The 17,708-nt window shown below is 44.2% G+C and carries 21 protein-coding genes; 5 read left to right on the top strand and 16 right to left on the bottom strand.

Translation table 11 applies throughout. From position 1 onward, the window contains the following. The first annotated feature begins 1 nt into the window (after window position 1). Entirely contained in the window at window positions 2-883 is an 882-nt protein-coding gene (locus BTO09_RS01310; protein ID WP_087522940.1) for a rhomboid family intramembrane serine protease, read from the top strand. After that, entirely contained in the window at window positions 870-1,910 is a 1,041-nt protein-coding gene (locus tag BTO09_RS01305) for an endonuclease/exonuclease/phosphatase family protein (RefSeq protein ID WP_087522939.1), read from the top strand. The genes BTO09_RS01310 and BTO09_RS01305 overlap by 14 nt, the downstream gene beginning before the upstream one ends. On the opposite strand, the gene BTO09_RS01300 is transcribed toward BTO09_RS01305, so the two are convergent. Genes BTO09_RS01300 through BTO09_RS01275 form a run of 6 tightly spaced genes read right to left on the bottom strand, consistent with a single transcriptional unit; the run spans window position 1,911 to window position 7,134 of the window. Next, on the bottom strand, window positions 1,911-2,537 hold the full coding sequence (locus BTO09_RS01300; protein ID WP_087522938.1) for a WbqC family protein: 627 nt from the start codon (window positions 2,535-2,537) through the stop codon (window positions 1,911-1,913). Window positions 2,538-2,543: 6 nt separating this feature from the next. Then, window positions 2,544-4,130, bottom strand: a complete 1,587-nt coding sequence (gene lepB / locus BTO09_RS01295; RefSeq protein ID WP_087522937.1) for a signal peptidase I — start codon at window positions 4,128-4,130, stop codon at window positions 2,544-2,546. Window positions 4,131-4,183: 53 nt separating this feature from the next. Next, window positions 4,184-4,885, bottom strand: coding sequence for a 4-hydroxy-tetrahydrodipicolinate reductase (gene dapB, locus BTO09_RS01290; protein ID WP_087522936.1), 702 nt, complete (start codon window positions 4,883-4,885; stop codon window positions 4,184-4,186). Then, entirely contained in the window at window positions 4,882-5,478 is a 597-nt protein-coding gene (locus BTO09_RS01285) for a DUF5683 domain-containing protein (protein ID WP_087522935.1), read from the bottom strand. The genes dapB and BTO09_RS01285 overlap by 4 nt, the downstream gene beginning before the upstream one ends. After that, the gene (locus BTO09_RS01280; protein ID WP_087522934.1) at window positions 5,468-6,367 is read right to left on the bottom strand and encodes a ParB/RepB/Spo0J family partition protein; all 900 of its coding nucleotides are present in this window, start codon (window positions 6,365-6,367) and stop codon (window positions 5,468-5,470) included. Before BTO09_RS01280 ends, BTO09_RS01285 begins: the two co-directional genes overlap by 11 nt. Continuing rightward, window positions 6,367-7,134, bottom strand: a complete 768-nt coding sequence (locus BTO09_RS01275; RefSeq protein WP_087522933.1) for a ParA family protein — start codon at window positions 7,132-7,134, stop codon at window positions 6,367-6,369. The genes BTO09_RS01280 and BTO09_RS01275 overlap by 1 nt, the downstream gene beginning before the upstream one ends. Before the next feature lie 205 nt (window positions 7,135-7,339). Here BTO09_RS01275 and BTO09_RS01270 point away from each other — a divergent pair, with 205 nt between their 5' ends. Beyond that, window positions 7,340-7,762: a hypothetical protein gene (locus tag BTO09_RS01270; protein WP_087522932.1), complete on the top strand. Its 423-nt coding sequence runs from the start codon at window positions 7,340-7,342 to the stop codon at window positions 7,760-7,762. A gap of 99 nt (window positions 7,763-7,861) precedes the next feature. Here BTO09_RS01270 and BTO09_RS01265 read toward each other — a convergent pair whose 3' ends face one another. The 10 genes from BTO09_RS01265 to BTO09_RS01220 all read right to left on the bottom strand — a co-directional run bounded on the left by BTO09_RS01265 (window position 7,862) and on the right by BTO09_RS01220 (window position 17,015). Continuing rightward, entirely contained in the window at window positions 7,862-8,743 is an 882-nt protein-coding gene (locus BTO09_RS01265) for an SDR family oxidoreductase (RefSeq protein WP_087522931.1), read from the bottom strand. Window positions 8,744-8,804: 61 nt separating this feature from the next. After that, the gene (locus BTO09_RS01260) at window positions 8,805-9,347 is read right to left on the bottom strand and encodes a GNAT family N-acetyltransferase (protein WP_087522930.1); all 543 of its coding nucleotides are present in this window, start codon (window positions 9,345-9,347) and stop codon (window positions 8,805-8,807) included. Between the two features lie 3 nt (window positions 9,348-9,350). After that, window positions 9,351-11,480: a methylmalonyl-CoA mutase gene (gene scpA, locus BTO09_RS01255; protein WP_087522929.1), complete on the bottom strand. Its 2,130-nt coding sequence runs from the start codon at window positions 11,478-11,480 to the stop codon at window positions 9,351-9,353. Next, window positions 11,473-12,096 (bottom strand): hypothetical protein, encoded by a 624-nt coding sequence (locus BTO09_RS01250; protein ID WP_198356501.1) that lies wholly within the window; start codon window positions 12,094-12,096, stop codon window positions 11,473-11,475. Before BTO09_RS01250 ends, scpA begins: the two co-directional genes overlap by 8 nt. After that, window positions 12,068-13,435, bottom strand: a complete 1,368-nt coding sequence (locus BTO09_RS01245) for a methylmalonyl-CoA mutase subunit beta (protein WP_087522927.1) — start codon at window positions 13,433-13,435, stop codon at window positions 12,068-12,070. Before BTO09_RS01245 ends, BTO09_RS01250 begins: the two co-directional genes overlap by 29 nt. After that, window positions 13,432-13,764: a septum formation initiator family protein gene (locus BTO09_RS01240; RefSeq protein ID WP_087522926.1), complete on the bottom strand. Its 333-nt coding sequence runs from the start codon at window positions 13,762-13,764 to the stop codon at window positions 13,432-13,434. The genes BTO09_RS01245 and BTO09_RS01240 overlap by 4 nt, the downstream gene beginning before the upstream one ends. Continuing rightward, the gene (gene udk / locus BTO09_RS01235) at window positions 13,764-14,372 is read right to left on the bottom strand and encodes a uridine kinase (protein ID WP_087522925.1); all 609 of its coding nucleotides are present in this window, start codon (window positions 14,370-14,372) and stop codon (window positions 13,764-13,766) included. Before udk ends, BTO09_RS01240 begins: the two co-directional genes overlap by 1 nt. Before the next feature lie 69 nt (window positions 14,373-14,441). Next, window positions 14,442-14,903 (bottom strand): cytochrome c, encoded by a 462-nt coding sequence (locus tag BTO09_RS01230; RefSeq protein ID WP_087522924.1) that lies wholly within the window; start codon window positions 14,901-14,903, stop codon window positions 14,442-14,444. Window positions 14,904-14,924: 21 nt separating this feature from the next. After that, complete coding sequence (locus BTO09_RS01225; protein WP_087522923.1) at window positions 14,925-16,049, bottom strand: PQQ-dependent sugar dehydrogenase; 1,125 nt, start codon at window positions 16,047-16,049, stop codon at window positions 14,925-14,927. 42 nt (window positions 16,050-16,091) lie between these two features. Then, window positions 16,092-17,015 (bottom strand): LysR family transcriptional regulator, encoded by a 924-nt coding sequence (locus BTO09_RS01220; RefSeq protein ID WP_087522922.1) that lies wholly within the window; start codon window positions 17,013-17,015, stop codon window positions 16,092-16,094. 89 nt (window positions 17,016-17,104) lie between these two features. Here BTO09_RS01220 and BTO09_RS01215 point away from each other — a divergent pair, with 89 nt between their 5' ends. Both BTO09_RS01215 and BTO09_RS01210 read left to right on the top strand, forming a co-directional pair. After that, window positions 17,105-17,374, top strand: a complete 270-nt coding sequence (locus BTO09_RS01215; RefSeq protein ID WP_087522921.1) for a hypothetical protein — start codon at window positions 17,105-17,107, stop codon at window positions 17,372-17,374. A 10-nt stretch (window positions 17,375-17,384) separates the two neighbouring features. After that, complete coding sequence (locus BTO09_RS01210; protein ID WP_087522920.1) at window positions 17,385-17,681, top strand: hypothetical protein; 297 nt, start codon at window positions 17,385-17,387, stop codon at window positions 17,679-17,681. The last annotated feature ends 27 nt before the right edge of the window (window positions 17,682-17,708 follow it).

Genomic DNA, 17,708 nt, shown 5'->3' with positions numbered 1-17,708 from the left:
CATGGCGCAAGACCTTTTACAGAAATACAGAATGTCTAGTGTATTGATCAAACTTATAGTGATCAATGCCATAGTCTTTTTTGTCTTCTATTTAGGCGCCTTTATTTTTAGGCTGAATGAGGCCGATCTGAAGTCTTGGTTCGTACTTCCTTTACAGACTTGGGATTTTCTCTATAAACCATGGACCTTCTTTAGCTATGCCTTTTTGCACAGTGGTTTTTGGCATATTTTCTGGAACATGCTGATCTTGTATTGGTTTGGGAACATAGTGCTCAATCTCTTTAAAGAAAGGACCTTATTGACCCTTTATTTACTCGGAGGAGTGGCGGGAGGAGCCCTTACCATACTGGCCTTTAATTTGTTCCCGGCCTTTAACGATTTTACTGTTGGTAACTTACAAGGAGCCTCTGCGGCAGTTTTTGCCATAATGGTTTTTATAGCCACATATACGCCAAATGCAGAAATGCGCGTTTTTATGTTTAACATAAAACTTTGGCAGATTGCTGCATTCTTTGTTTTGAAAGATTTAATTGCTTTGCCCGCTTCAGATAATGCTGGGGGCTTAATGGCGCACATGGGTGGTGCCATCTTTGGTTATACTTATGCCAAACAATTGGCCAAAGGCAATAATATAGGAGCTGGTTTTGAACGTTTAATGGATAGCTTGGTGAGCTATTTTAGCCCGCGTAAAAAGCGGCCTTTTAAAAAAGTGCACCGCAATCCACAAGGTCCGCGGCAAAGTAGTGTCAAGGCCAAAGAATCTAAAGACGAGCAACAAAAAAAGATCGATGCCATTTTGGACAAGATCGGTAAGAGTGGTTACGACTCCTTGAGCAAGGCCGAAAAGGACTTCTTGTTTAAAGCGGGGAATGACTCGAATTAAAAAAAATCCGCGATCATTGAAACTGATCGATAGAATCCTTTACGCGCTAAATGTCGTGGCAGCAATTTTGCTGACACTGTCGTTTATTACCCCTTATATTGCTCCGGATAGTTTTCCGCTGCTCAGCGCGCTCTCGCTCTTAGTTTCTCCGCTATTGGCAGTTAATTTGGCCTTTGTGATCTATTGGTTGTTTCGACTTAAAAAGCGAATTTGGGTTTCATCGCTACTACTTATCGTTGCCTATTTTCATTTCAATGCCTTTTGGGGTTGGGGCTCGGGCGAGCAGACCACTACAGCCAAATCTTTAAAGGTACTTTCCTTTAACGTGGAATTGTTCGAAGCTTATCGAGAAAATCCAGATCCGGATGTGATCAAAAAGATGCAACAGCTTATCGATGATCACCAGCCCGATGTTCTGCTTCTACAAGAGTATTATAAACTCGAAAGCGACCTGTTTAGATCGTTCAAGCATCGTTATACCCATTTCAAAGGAGCTAAACGGATGGGGCATGCCATATTCTCCAAACATCCAATAATAAATAAAGGGGCTTTTGACTTTAATAAGACAGGAAATAATGCACTTTTTGCAGATATCGTAGCCCACCAAGACACCGTAAGGGTCTACAATATACACTTACAGTCCTTTAAAATATCACCCAGTGTGGCCAACTTACAAGAAGGTTCTGGAAATTTGATAAGACGCCGCATAAGCGAAGCTTTTAAACTGCAGCAAGAACAGGCAGCTGAGGTTTTAGCGCACAGCCAGCAATCGGGTTATCCGGTTATAATGGGAGGAGATCTCAATAACACGGCCTTTAGCTATGTGTACCGCAAATTTGCCTTAGTTTATCAAGATGCCTACGCCGAGGCAGGATCAGGATTGGGAAGTACCTTCACTTTTGATTTTTATCCTATTCGGATCGATTACATTTTTGCGGACAAGGAGCTTAAGATCAACAGTTTTAAGACCTTAGACAGGCCTTTTGGCGATCACGCACCTATTCTAGGTGTTGTGGGATGGGATTAATTACAATTTAAAGTTCTCTAAGTAGCTTACGCTTTCCGGGCCTAGGTTGAATAGTAGGTCTAAAACACTCAAATTATTTAAATACCCGTGCTGGTTTTGGTGTACCTGATGGTAGGGAGGAGTTGCTATTTCTGGCACTTTCTTAGAACGCACTAAGATTCGATGGTCGTTAATTTCGGACGGATCCGGAGCTGTAGCATAGCTTTCCGTTAGCGAATACGCAAAGGGCAGACCTAAGAGCTCCGCGACCAGCTTCATACTTTCTAAGTTACAATCAAAGAGCCGCAGATGCTTTTGGTCAAAGAAAGGTTTTATCTCATCCTCATAAAATTCAAAGAAAGGCGAACTGCGATATCCAGCCTCTAAGCTACGCCAATGATCCCGCTGCCAGTGGAAGTTATTCTCAATAGAAACTGTGGCGGTCTTTTGACGCTCCCCATCTTTGCTGTGCTTCACCGGAATGTTCAAACCGAGTTTGCCATTGCTGTGGGCAATATACAAGCGGTTGCGATAGGTTTGTTTTTGATAGTTGTCACAGCGTTCTAATAGCAAGGATTCTGCCTTTACGATCACGCTCCATAAGGCGATATTCCCAAAATAGGCCGGATGGATCAATACCGATTTCATCTGCGTTTAGGCCTTTTGCTTACGTCGTTTTCTAAAGAAACTGAATACGAACCAAGCAGCCAAGAGCCCCAAGAAGATCTTAAAGTAGGAGACCGGCTGTCCTGAACCACCCACAGTGGTGAAAAAGCGTTCCCATCGGAATTTATTGGCTAAACCACGGGCTTGCCCATCGATGCTCATCCATACAAAAACTGGTTTACCAACCACGTGGTTAAAGGGCACATAACCCCAAGTCCGCGAATCTTCACTGTTGTTTCGGTTGTCACCCATCATCCAGTAGTAGTCTTGCAAGAAAGTGTATTCTGTGATAGGACGTTCGTTGAGTAGCACTTCGTCTTTGGTCACACGTATGCTTTGATTAACCCCCATCTCATAGCCTTCGTACACTTCTATAATGCGCTTGTAAAAACCAATGCTCTCTGGCGTTATGGCAACAGTAGCACCTTTTTTAGGAATATAGATGGGTCCAAAATGTACGTTGTTGTTCGGGTAGCGCGGATCATAAGGGAAGATATCACGGGACCATTTCCCGTCCTCCTCATAGTTGCGCAAAGACTCCACTTGTAATACCTTGGCGAAGTTCCTGAATTGCTCCAGGGTCGCGTCGGTGATCTGCATATAATAGGTATTTGGCTGACGGTATTCCGGATTTATATCCGTAATGTCAAAGCGCTTCCTAATGTATTCAATATCACTATCGGTTAATGCCTCTTTGGTAAAGACCACATAGCCAAATTGCAATTTCGCGCGCTCTGGCAATACATTTTGCTCTCCGTTCACAAAGACATATCCGTTGCGTACTTCTAGCGAGTCGCCAGGGAGGCCTACACAGCGTTTTACGTAATTCGTTTTCTTGTCTATGGGTTTGTAGTGGAACCTGCCGTCATTAGGTGCGCTAACAATGTTTACAGTATCTACCGGCCAGTTGAACACCACGATGTCGTTGCGCTCTATCTTTTGGAAGCCAGGCATACGTAGATATGGCGATTTTAGCTGCGGACTGTATGATTTGCTGTTCACCAAAGGTACCGTATCGTGTACCATAGGGAAAGAGATCGGTGTCATGGGCGTACGCGCTCCGTAGTGAAACTTACTCACAAAGAGATAATCACCCACCAAAAGCGTTTTTTCCAAGGAAGATGTTGGAATGGTAAAAGGTTGCATAAAATAGGTATGCACCAAGGTTGCTGCTACAACGGCAAATAAAATTGAGCTTATCCATTCTCCAGCAACAGTGCGAGGCTGTAACGAACGATCTGGAATATGCGTGACATCTACACTGTAATTGATATAGTAGATATAGAATCCTAAGGTCACAACTCCTAAGAGCGTATCGGTATTGGAATTTCTGCCAAAGCTGCGCAAGGTCTCTACCCAGATTACCGGGAACATTATTAGATTCACTATCGGAACAAACAACAAGATCGTATACCACCACGGACGGTTTATGATCTTCATTAAGATCACAGCATTGTATACCGGAATGGCAGCTTCCCAGGCCTGTCTACCCGCTTTCTGATAAAGTTTCCAGGTTCCTGCAAAGTGAATGATCTGTACGGCGAGAATGAATAGTAAAAGACCTTCGAAAGTCATGCGTTGCTTTTTAGACTGCTAGTTTACTTATAATTTGGTTCAAATATAGGGCTTTAACTCAGGTTTAATACATCCTGCATGCTAAACACGCCCTGTTTGCCGATGATCCATTGAGCGGCGTAGATGGCTCCCAATGCAAAGCCGTCTCTGCTGTGTGCCTCATGACTAATGGTCAGGGTGTCTACTGCGGATTTGTACTGTACATGGTGGGTGCCTTTTACGTCTCCTTCTCGTATGGAATCGATCCATAGGTCGTTAGGGTTGTTGTTTTGTAACGCCCAGGCTTGCTTTTGTGAAAACTTTAGTACTTGCTCGGCAAGGGTAATGGCTGTTCCGCTGGGTTTGTCTAGTTTTTGAGTGTGGTGGATCTCTGTGATCTGCGATTGGTACTGCGGTTGTTGCCCCATCAATTCCGCCAATTTCTTATTTATGGCAAAGAAAATATTCACCCCTACACTAAAATTGGAGGCGTATAAGAATGCGCCCTTCTTTTCTTGACAATAGGATTCTATACGCGGTAATTCTTCTAACCAACCCGTAGTTCCCGAGATCACTGGAACGCCAGCATCCAAAGCGAATTTGATGTTGTTATAGGCCGCCGTCGGGATAGAAAAATCTATGGCTACTTCGGCTCCGTTAAAATCGCTTATACTACTGCTGTCGTTGGTGGCCACTACAATTTCGTGTCCATTTTCTTTGGCAAGACGGGCTATGGTTTGCCCCATTTTTCCGTATCCGAGTAGGGCTATTTTCATTCTTGTCCGAAGTTGAACCTTAAACTCAGTCCATAAGTAGCTTGGGTAGATACTGGGTCTATCTGGAGTTGAGGCGTTAATGAAAGGTCGTCGTTGATGTTGTATTGGCGCAGATGCGCATCTACATTAGCATCTACAATATTGACAAGGTAAAAGGCTACTGCTACGATAAGACTGATGTCTTTGTTCTTTTGTGCCTGACGTTGCGCGTCGATTAAGCGGTCATTCGAAACCAAGGGTGTTTCTCCATCTCCGTAGAATTCGTCGTCAGTAAAACCAGCTAAACGACGTTTAAAGGCATTTCTAAAACGATCGTATTCTTGATCTTGCTGGATCCAAAAATAGATTCCAGTACCTATTCCGGCGTAAACGATCGGGATCTTCCAGTATTTTTTGTTGTAGGCTTGCCCGAGTCCAGGTAGTACCGCCGAATAAAAGGCCGCCTTAGAAGGCGCCAAGGGATCGTAGTCGAGTAGGGTAGCCGTATTTACGGCAACGGTATCTTTAACGCGCACATCGAGCTCATCGTCTTGTGCCCAGCAAAGCTCCGCAGTAAAAAGAACAATAAAAAGCAGTACTAATTTAGTCTTCACCTTGAATACGTTTGGCAATACGTTCCAAATCCGCTTCAGAATCAAACGGAATCACAAGCTTTCCTTTGCCTTTAGCGTTCATGTTGATGCTGGTCTTGGCACTTAAGAAAGCTCCTAAACTGGCGTTGTATTTTTTGGCGGCTGCCGGAATCGCTTTTACAGTTTTGCTAGGTGTCGCCTCAGGATCTTTAAAACTTCTTACTAAAGCTTCTGTTGCGCGCACCGAAAGATTCTTATCGATGATCTTTTCGTAGATATCTAACTGTGTTTCCGTTTCTTCTATATTGATCAAGGCGCGACCGTGCCCCATGCTTATAAAGCCATCGCGCATTCCGGTTTGGATAATAGGGTCCAGTTTGAGCAACCTTAGATAATTGGCAATGGTAGAACGCTTTTTGCCCACGCGATCTGAAAGCGCTTCTTGGGTAAGGTCTATCTCTTCAATTAGACGTTGGTAAGACAGCGCGATCTCTATCGGATCGAGATCTTGCCGCTGAATGTTCTCAACCAAGGCCATTTCTAAGGATTCCTGATCGTTAGCAATGCGGATATAGGCCGGAATGGTCTCTAGGCCTAAAAGCTTGGAAGCCCTAAAACGGCGCTCCCCAGAAACCAATTGGTATTTGTTAAAGGCCAGTTTGCGCACTGTGATGGGTTGAATCACACCCAATTCACGGATAGAACTTGCGAGTTCTCGCAATTGCTCTTCGTTAAAGCTGGTTCTTGGCTGAAAAGGGTTTACTTCGATAAAGTCTAGCTCCAGCTCAACAATATTACCAACAACCTTGTCGGCATTCTTATCGCTAACGGAATTGATATCGTTCTCCGGATCCTTCAACAAAGCTGAAAGCCCTCTCCCTAATGCCTGCTTTTTCGTCGCCTTGGCCATTAATTGTTATTTTTTTCAATAAGTTCTTGAGCCAAACTTAAGTAATTATTGGCACCTTTACTACCCGCGTCGTAACTAATGATGCTTTCCCCGTAGCTAGGCGCTTCACTTAAACGCACATTGCGCTGTATAATTGTCTCAAAAACCATTTGGTCAAAGTGCTTGCGCACCTCTTCTACCACCTGATTGCTCAGGCGCAGGCGGGAATCGTACATGGTTAACAACAAACCTTCAATGTCCAAGTCTGCATTGTGGATTTTCTGCACGCTTTTAATGGTATTCAGGAGCTTGCCCAGACCCTCTAAGGCAAAATACTCACACTGGATCGGAATAATGACCGAATCGGCAGCGGTTAGTGCATTCAAGGTTAAAAGCCCAAGCGAGGGTGCGCAATCGATTATGATATAATCGTAACGCGATTTTAGATCCTCTATGGCTCTTTTGAGCATGTATTCTCTAGCTTCTTTGTCGACAAGTTCTATTTCTATGGCGACAAGATCGATATGTGCTGGGATCAGATCGAGATTTGGAGAATCCGTTTTGACAATAACTTCGTCGGCACCGGCAGTGTGCTCCAAAAGCTGATAAGTACCTTGCTGGACTTGAGCTACGTCTATACCCAGGCCAGAAGTGCTGTTGGCCTGAGGGTCGGCATCTATAAGCAATACCGATTGCTCCAGTACGCCCAAACAGGCGGCCAGATTAACCGAGGTGGTCGTCTTTCCGACGCCCCCTTTCTGATTGGCCACAGCGATTATTTTACCCATAAGTAGTTTCCGTTTTGAGAATTTAAAAATACAATTATTCGCCCGTTTTGGAAAGCCTAATTGTTAACAGGAAGTGAACATTTAAAAGGCTCAAAATATAGTACTTAAGCTGTAATATTTTTTATTATTACAAACTCATGTTAATTTTTTTTCAGGATTTTATCTAACTGAGTTGTTTATTAAGAGTTAACCAAATTTGATTTTTATGATAAAACACAAACTCAACCTAGCAATGGTATTTTTCCTGTTGGTATTTTCTAGTTCCATTATTTCATGTTCTAGTGACGACCCAACAGCAAACATTACCGTAAATGAAGGTCCTAACGGTGACATTGGCGGTGACTTTACGGGAGATGGTGGCGATGCCGTTCGTACCATCTCTTGGTCAAACTCGCTTGCTACTGCAGATTACAACGCAGACATTACTTCTACAGCTTCTGGAACTTTTAATCTAGTTGTCAGAGACGCTGTGAATGAGATTGTATTGAATCGCAGTTTAGTTGGTGGAAGCGAGCCAGACAGTTTTTCAGGTGTAACTTCAGCAGGAGAACCTGGAACGTGGACAGTTACTATTACCATCACTTCGTTCAATGGTGATGGCAGTTACTCACTTAGTGCAGGCAATTAATGATGCATCTAACGGAGAGATTATACTCCAATTTGAATTTATGAGAAGCGCCTTAGTTCAGCAAAGAACTAAGGCGCTATTTTGTTTGCATTAATTGTATTATTTCTTCTTTTTAGATCGGATCATCATTTCGAGCATATCCCACATTTGTTCAGGGATCTCCTCTAAAAGATTGAATTGTCCAGCACCTTTAAGCCATTCTCCTCCGTCTATGGTAATTACCTCTCCATTGAGATAATGCGAAAAGTCTGAGGCCAAATAGGCAGCGAGATTCGCCAGTTCTTGGTGATCTCCAACGCGGTTTAGCGGTACTTTCTTGGCCAGATCGAACTTCTCTTTAAGTTCTCCAGGCAACAAACGGTCCCAAGCTCCTTTGGTAGGAAAAGGCCCAGGGGCAATTGCGTTAAAGCGGATCCCGTATTTTGCCCATTCTACTGCTAAGGAACGAGTCATGGCCAATACGCCAGCTTTTGCCGTAGCACTCGGTACTACATAGGCAGAGCCTGTCCAAGCATAGGTGGTCACGATATTTAATACGGTTTTATTGGTCTCTTTTTGAGCGATCCAATGTTTACCGAAAGCTAAAGTGCAGTTCTTAGTTCCTTTTAGAACAATGTCGATAATGGTATCGAAGGCATTGGCAGAAAGTCTCTCGGTTGGCGAGATAAAGTTCCCCGCAGCATTGTTGAGCAATATATCGGGACTTCCAAAAGCCTCAACCGTTTTGGCTAAGACGTTCTCTACAGCCTCATAATCGCGGACGTCACAGGCTACCGGAAGTACTTGTCCACCGGTCTCAGCTTCAAGTTCTGCTTTGGCAGCTTCTAGTTTTTCTTGGTTTCTAGAAGTGATCACTACCTTGGCGCCTAACTCCAAGAAATAACGGGTCATGGACTTTCCCAATCCGGAGCCACCACCGGTCACTACGATAACTTTTCCTTGGAGCGCATCATCGCGCATCATTTTAGCTGAATAATTCATGAGTTGCTTTTTTGTTCAAATTTACGCTTTTCTTGTTAAATGCTATGCATGCATAATAAAATTATTTCGACTCCTGTGCTTTCCAGCGGTAGGCCACACATGTTTTCAAGTTTGGATAATCCAATAGTTTGGGGTGGTCAAAGCTTCCGGCAAACGACATCCCGATTCGCTCCATGACCTTGATGGAACCGGTATTTGCACGTGTAGCGAAAGCGTAGATCTCTTCTGTCTTAAAAAGGTCTTGTGCTTGTTCTAGCATAGCTTTTGCGCCTTCTGAGGCCAATCCTTTGCGCCAATGTTCTGGTACAATTCGCCAACCGATATCCACACTAGGAGTGAATTCTGATTCGTAGTCTTGGTCCATAAGTCCTATCATTCCTATGCATTCGCCTGTTTCCAAAAGATCAACCACAAAATAACAATAGCCCTTAGTAGTGAAACTGTCTTGCAAACGCTTGTAAAAGAATTGTACTACTTCTTCGTCTAGAGCCCCTGGAAAGTGCTCCATGATCTGCGGATCCTGATTCAATCGTCTGAGTAGCGGCAGGTCTTCTTGCGTCCAAGGTCGAAAACCAAGACGTTTAGATTTTAAAATGTAATCCATGATCTAATTTACAGAGTCTATCAAGATCTCTAACATTTCGATAGCGGCATCTGCAATGCGTGTTCCCGGTCCGTATACGGCCACAGCACCAGCATCGAACAAGAATTGATAGTCCTGCACGGGGATAACTCCTCCAACAATTACCATTATATCTTCGCGCCCGTATTTTTTAAGCTCTTCGATAACTTGAGGCACCAAGGTCTTATGGCCAGCAGCCAATGAGGAAACGCCTAGAATATGCACATCGTTCTCTACTGCTTGCTTAGCGGCTTCTGCAGGTGTTTGAAATAATGGACCTATGTCTACGTCAAAGCCAACGTCCGCATAACCGGTAGCGACAACTTTTGCACCGCGGTCGTGCCCGTCTTGTCCCATTTTTGCTATCATGATACGCGGTCTGCGGCCTTCTAGGGCTGCAAATTCGTCTGCCATGGTTCTGGCTTCCTCGAAAGTTGGGTCTTTTTTAATCTCTTTGCTATACACGCCGCTAAATGATCTGATCTGTGCTTTATAACGTCCAAATGAAGCTTCCAGCGCATCGCTGATCTCACCCAGCGTAGCTCGCGCTTTTGCGGCTTCTACAGCTAAAGCTAGTAAATTTTCTTCACCTGAGTTCGCGGCAGCGGTAATGCGATCTAAACAGTTGGAAACTGCTTCATTATCACGAGTAGACTTTATCTGCTGTAAACGAGCCATTTGAGCGGCACGTACTTTCTGATTGTCCACATCTAAGATGTGTAACGGATCTTCTTGCTCCAAGCGATATTTGTTCACCCCAACGATCACGTCTTGGCCACTGTCTATTCGCGCTTGTTTGCGCGCCGCAGCTTCTTCTATACGAAGCTTAGGTATTCCGGCTTCTATGGCCTTGGTCATTCCACCTAGTTCTTCTACTTCTTGGATCAAGCTCCAAGCTTTATCGGCAATATCTTTGGTTAAACGCTCTACGTAATAACTCCCAGCCCATGGGTCCACTGTTTTAGTGATACCTGTTTCTTGTTGCAGATAGATCTGTGTGTTTCTGGCAATACGCGCAGAGAAATCTGTAGGCAAGGCGATAGCCTCGTCCAAAGCGTTGGTGTGTAAAGATTGAGTTCCGCCAAAGGCTGCCGCGGCTGCCTCTATGCAGGTACGAGCCACATTGTTAAAAGGATCTTGTTCTGTAAGACTCCAACCGCTGGTTTGGCTATGGGTGCGTAAGGCTAGTGATTTAGGATTCTTTGGTTTGAACTCAGAAACGATCTTCGCCCAAAGCATACGTCCGGCACGCATCTTAGCGATCTCCATGAAGTGATTCATCCCAACCGCCCAGAAAAAGGAGAGGCGAGGGGCAAAACTGTCTATATCCATCCCAGCCGCAATGCCAGTTCTTATATATTCTAGGCCGTCTGCAAGGGTGTAGGCCAGCTCGATATCACAAGTAGCTCCAGCTTCCTGCATATGGTAACCGGAAATACTGATGGAGTTGAATTTTGGCATCTTAGCAGAGGTAAACTCAAAGATGTCAGAGATGATCTTCATAGAAGGAGTTGGTGGATAGATATAGGTGTTCCTCACCATGAATTCCTTTAAAATGTCGTTCTGTATGGTTCCAGAGAGCTGCTCTAAGGCTACACCTTGTTCTTGGGCGGCAACGATATAAAAGGCCATAATGGGCAAAACTGCTCCATTCATGGTCATAGAAACGCTCATTTTGTCCAAGGGGATCCCATCGAAAAGGATCTTCATGTCTTCTACACTATCTATCGCTACCCCGGCTTTACCCACATCGCCAACCACCCGCTGGTGATCACTGTCATAACCGCGGTGGGTAGGGAGGTCAAAGGCTACAGAGAGCCCTTTTTGGCCAGCTGCGAGATTACGGCGGTAAAAGGCATTGCTTTCCTCCGCAGTAGAAAAACCAGCATACTGCCGTATGGTCCATGGGCGCTGTACATACATGGTCGGGTAGGGGCCGCGCAAATAGGGCGGTATCCCAGCAGCAAAGTCCAAGTGTTTTACCGAACTAAGATCTTCTGGACCATAGGATGATTTCACGGGAATATCCTCTGCAGTATCATAGGTCATTACGCCGTTCTTCTTTGTAGAAGGGGCATTTTTTAGGCTGATATGTTGCAGGTCCTTTCTACTCATTGCCGTAGCTTAAATGCAAGTTGCGATTCAGCAAATTCTTATAATAGGCCTCTAGGGCCACTACCATTGCCAATTCAGGATCGTTTACGGTCTTAACGGCTCTTTTGCGCAGTGGTGGAGCTAAAAGTCGCGACTCAATAGCATCTGCCTCTATAAGTGATTGTAAGATCTCTCGGATCTCTGTGTCGTCAATGCCTGCCACCAGACAAGAAACAAACTCACTCTTGTAATTCACGGCGTACTGGCCATCTTTTTGAACCCAAAGTTCATCTTTATCGCTAATAACTTTGGCAACCGTTTGAGAGTGTTCGTCCATAATCTCTACAAAAGGCGCCGTATTGGTAATTCCTGTGTACATGAATTGCGCATAGCCATTCTGCTTATAAGTTGGGGTAGTAGGGCTGTAATTGCGAAAGTTGTAGTGTTCTGATATGGCCTCTTCAAAGCTGTACAAGGCCTCGTGCATAAGCTTTAAGTTCGATCCTGAACAGCTTACCGCTTGCGTTTTGTCTTGATGTCGATACTCCATGGGCTCCGAACAACTTCCCATAAGAAGTAGACTGCAAATTGTTATAACAAATCCTTTTCTACTCATGATCCAATCTGTTTTTTTCATGGTTTTCTGCAATTCTTTTAATGATCAAAGGTTCTATTATGGTTTTTCTTTGTTCTTGTTTTAAGAAGGGATACAGTTCTACAGTTTGTCCAACTTTTTCGTCGGATTTTGGGTAGAGATTTGTCCCTAATAGCGGAAGTGCATCATTGTCAAATGCTTCCTGTGCAGCTTTGGCTTGTTCCTTTATTTTACGTTGGATGGTTCCGAGCTTTAAGGCGTTGACAAGGCCGCCGCTTGCTTCGATCTGTTTAAAGACCTCCAATGCTTTTTCTGCTAGGTCTTTGGTGAGATCTTCAATAAAATAAGCGCCATCCGCAGCATTGATCACCTGATCGAAATAGCTTTCGTGTTTTAAGATCAGCAATTGATTCCTAGAAATACGCTCCCCAAAATCATTGCTTTTGTGATATACGGTATCGTAAGGCAGATTACAAACGGCATCTACACCTCCTAAGACAGCGCTCATGCACTCAGTGGTGGTTCTGAGCATATTTACATTTGGGTCGTAAATGGTTTTGTTGCGGCGCGAAGGACGTGCCAAATGCACCCCTCGAATATTGGTGTCGTATTCGTGCTGAAGACTGGCCAATAAAAGTTTAAAAGCTCTGAATTTGGCGATCTCCATAAAGTAGTTTGGTCCTATGGACCAGTAATAAGAAATGGATAGCTCCGCAGGCAAGGCGTCTTTTTGGGCTAAATAATTCAGATATTCATTGGTGTGCGCCAAACCATAGGCCAATTGCTGCATGGCATTAGCTCCGGCGTTTCCGTAGTTGTCTATATGTACGCCAAGGCCAGAGGCCAATGGCGTCTTTATACTTTCAATTAAGAGTTGGTGGTCTTGCTCATTGCTGTGAATCCAATTCCCGCTACGCGCCAAGTGGCCAATGATATCTATACCTAAATGCACCTCGGCTCCGCTTTGCTGCGCAGCAGCGCTAAATTCCTTAAGAAAATCCGCAGTATAAAAATCAAAATCGCAATAGAGTGTTATGCCCGCTAATTGCAGTCCTTCAAAAAGGGCTGGGGCATCGAAAACCGTTTTGGCTTGTAACAAGATAGCCTCTGCACCACCATCAATACTTTTAAGCATCAAACCACGTGCTATACGCGTGTCGTGCACAAAAATAGCTTGAGTTACCGACCAGCTCTCCGGGTAAGAGACATTGCAATTGTTCGGCGTGGTCTCTGCGTTGTAAAATGGTTTAATGGTAATGCCCTCTGGCGTCTGGGTGAGCAGTGTTTCGTTGTAATCTGCTCCTCTTAGGCCTGCTTGAATGCTTTGTTTCCATTGTTTGGCGGAAACCGGATCGAATTGCTCAAATAGTTGTTCACTCATGGCTTTTGCTCCGTGCTGTCTTGATGGGTTATAATGAAGATGTCTTCGTTCTCTTTTTTAAGATAATAAGCCTCGCGACCGTATTTTTCCAGTTCGTTGGTGTCTTGTAATTTTTCCAGCTGTTCTTTATCTGTTGCAATGTCTTGCTGATACTTTTCGGTAGTACCCTCTAAGGTTTCTATCTCCTGATTGAGTTCCTGATGGATAAAGAAATTGTTGGAGTCAAAGGCGAGCATCCATACGGCAAAGATCAGGGCGATCAACACATATTTGTTGGTCAACCATTTGAACCATTTGCTAGTAGTAATATGCTCGAATTTTTGCTTCATTAAGACAAGCGCTCGTTGATAATAGTTCTAACGATATCTACGGCAACCGTATTATAACGATGGGTCGGGATGATGATATCTGCATAAGCCTTACTAGGCTCTATGAACTGCTGATGCATAGGCTTTAAGGTTGTCTGATATCGATCTAACACCTCGTTGAGATCTCTGCCGCGTTCGCAAATGTCGCGTTTTAGTCTGCGAATAAGGCGCTCGTCACTGTCAGTATCTACAAATATCTTGATGTCAAAAAGATCCCGCAGTTCCGGTTGGGTAAGTACCAAGATGCCTTCTACGATTATGACCGGTCTTGGTGAAATAGCAATGGTTTCCCCTGTACGGTTGTGTTCTTTAAAAGAATATACCGGCTGATCAATAGCCGCTCCGGCCTTGAGCTTTTTTACATGCTCGATCAGCAAAGGAAAATCAATAGAATTCGGATGATCAAAATTGATCTTTACCCGCTGCTCATAAGTGAGCTCGCTGGTATCTTTGTAATAGGAATCTTGTGTGATCACCGCCAATTCTGCCTCCGGCAGTTCTTCTACGATCTGGTTCACCACAGTGGTTTTACCACTTCCTGTTCCTCCGGCAATGCCAATAATCAACATGCGTGCTTAGTTTGTGCAAAAGTAGGGGTTTTGGCCTTTTTTATTAGCCAAATCAAAAGCGTTTTCTGCTTATTTAGTAACAGCTTTTACCTCCTCTACGGTCACCATTTTATCTTGGGTGTTACTCCAAGAATTCATCACGTAGTTCAAAACGTCTGCAACTTCCTGATCGCTAAGGCCAAGAGGCGCCATAACTCCGTTGTAGGTTTCTCCGCTCACTACAATCTCACCTTGTTGCCCGTATTTGACGCTGTGAATACTTTCGGCACGTTTTTCGGTTAGCCAGTTAGATCCGTCCAAGGGAGGGAAAGCTCCTTTAACACCTTGACCGTTCCCCATGTGACAAGCCACACAAAGGCTGGTATAGACTTCTTCACCACGTTCCATGCTGGCTTTTAGATCAGCTTTACTAGCTGAGGTTTTTTGTCCGCCCAATTTCACGCCAGAATTTTGATCGTTCTCTTCTTTTTGGTCTGATTTACAAGCGACTAAACTGGCAAATACGGTAGCGATAAGCAATAATTTCTTCATTTTGATTCTGTTAATTGATGTTTAATTGGGTAGTAATCGTACAATTCCCTGGCCTTCCAGAGCGATGTAAATATAACCATTTGGCCCGACTCTTACATTGCGAACTCGGCCAATTCCGTCTGCAATTTTTTCGCGCCCTATAACTTTATTGCCGTCAAGTTTGAGCAACTCCACATAATTGAATTTTAGGCTGCCCACTAGCAACTGATTCTTCCAAGCCGGGAATTTATCGCCGGTTACAAAGGCCATACCGCAAGGGGCAATAGAAGGGACCCAATAATGCACAGGCTGCTCCATACCTTCTTTTTCGGTAAGGTCTGTAAAAGAAGTTCCACTGTAATTCACGCCATAGGAAATAACAGGCCAACCGTAATTTGCACCTTTTTTTATGATATTGACTTCATCACCACCTTTAGGGCCGTGTTCATGAGTCCAGATCTCACCCGTAATTGGGTGCAGATCCATGCCTTGTGGGTTGCGGTGTCCGTAGGAATAGACAGCCTCTTTAGCGCCTGACACGCCTACAAATGGATTGTCCGCTGGGATGCGACCATCGTCGTGCAGGCGGTAGATCTTTCCGCCATCTCTGCCAATATCTTGCGGATTCACATCGCGATTCCCACGATCTCCTACACTGAAATAAAGGTATCCTTCCTTGTCGAACGCAATGCGAGAACCAAAGTGCTGCCCTTTGGTGGTGTTGGGTGTAGCTTTGTACAAAGATTCGATATTGGTCAGGCGATCACCATCTAATTTGGCTCGGATCAATTTGGTATTGCCACCCTCACCACCGCCTTCGCTAGAAGCATGGGTGAAATAGATCCAACCGTTGGTCTTATAATTAGGGTGCAGTACCACATCTAAGAAACCACCTTGCCCACGCACATAGATGTCTGGCGTGTCTTTTATCTGTGTTTTCTTACCGTCTTTAAAATGGATTAGTTCTCCACTTTTTTCTGTGATGAGCATGGCACCGTCTGGCAGCCAGGTCATTCCCCATGGATTGTTGAGCTCAGGCACCACGGTCTCTATACGATAGCTGCTCGTGGTACCACTGTCCAGTGCTAGGCCATCATTGGGGTCTTTATGCTCTGAGCGGCAGCTAAGCAGTACTGCTGCGGATACGATCAGCAAGAAAAAACGCATAGAATAAATTTTATTCTAATTTACAAAATCTGTCTTTGGAGATCAATACTTTTCGTACCAATCAAAAGTGTCTCTAATTATCCCGTCCTTATTGTCGTTCACATAGTCTAAAAAGGCCTGAGCGGCGGGTGACAATTTCTTGGCGGAACGCCATACCAGGTTCCAAGTGGTTTTTACCGGTAAACCTTGATACGGAATGATCTGCAAGTCCCCGTTTTGCAAGTCGTTTCTGATTCCAATTAGCGGCATTATCGAGTATCCGATTCCGGAGATCACTGCCTGTTTGAGCGCTTCATTGGATTGTAAAGAAATATTTTTCGAGGTCGGGAGTTTATTTTTACTGATGAATTCTTCCATGGCTGCTCGGGTGGCAGAACCGCGTTCCCGATAGATCAGCGGCAATTCGGTAAGCACCTTTTTTCCGCTCGGTCTGCCGTCTGCTTCGTAGCGTCGGCCTCCAACCAAGAACAGCTTGTTTTGCATAAGTTCTACGCGTTCGAGTTTTATCTGTTCTGGAATAACAGACACCATAGCAAAATCCACTTCATTATTCTCTAAACTGTTTACCACAGTAGCCTTGTTGGTTACATTCATATCCAGATCAACGGCCTTGTTCTGCTGCATGAATTCGGACAAGAAATAGGGCATGAGGTATTTGGCCGTAGAAACGATAGCGATCTTAAGCTTGCCGGAGATCTGTCCTTGAAACGCCTGACTCTTGTAGTTGATCTGCTCCACTTGTTCCAAGATTGTATGTGCAGCCTGGGCGATCTCTTGTCCAAAATCGGTCACATATAATTGTCTACCCACAATTTCTGTGAGCGGAATAGAGAACTGATCTTGAAATTTTTTTAGCTGAATACTAACCGCAGGTTGGGTCAGATAAAGCGCTTCAGAAGCCTTGGTAATGCTCTTTAATTCAGCGATTTTGAGGAATATCTGCAGTTGGTGCAAAGTATAATTCATAACAATTATTAATGTAAAACATTATAAAGATAAATAAAAATATATAATTATTTCACAGGATATTTGCAGCGCAAGAAAAAGAAATCGATATGAATCAACATTTACAAGCTCGCAGTCAAAGGTTTAGCAAATCGGTGAGCAAGAGTCTGGGAAAACTAAAAAGAAGACAATGCAATACGGCCTTAGGGCTTATTGCTTACGGACTTTTACTCAATGCTGCTGTGAAAACTGGCGGCATTTTTTTAGAGGAATTGTTAAGCGTTGGCTTCATACTAATGTGCTTGGGCTGTTTGGCATCGACCCAAAGACAAGCCTTTTCGGCAGAACTACGCGCCATTAACGAAAAATCAAAAATATAAATCAGAATCTATGGAAACTTTAACGCCTGTAACTCAAAAATTCAAACTCATCGACGGGAATTTCACCGCTCAAGAAGCACAAGACCTGATCAATGCACTGCTGAATGAAAAGATCAACTTTCACAAATTACAACGCTTGGCTGCCTGCGAGGGAGACCTTTGTGCAGATACCCGTTTTCCAGACGGACGCATCCAAGAACTGGAAGCTGAAAAACAGCATGCGCGGGCATTCATCAACCTAAAAGAATCGACACAAAAGCGATTCCGCATCAACGGTACTATTGAATTGGAACTTATTGAGGATTAATCACCAAGAGTTAGCCACACAGAGATT

The organism is Gilvibacter sp. SZ-19, from assembly GCF_002163875.1.
Lineage (GTDB): Bacteria > Bacteroidota > Bacteroidia > Flavobacteriales > Flavobacteriaceae > Gilvibacter.
This window is presented reverse-complemented; position numbering and strand designations above follow the sequence as displayed.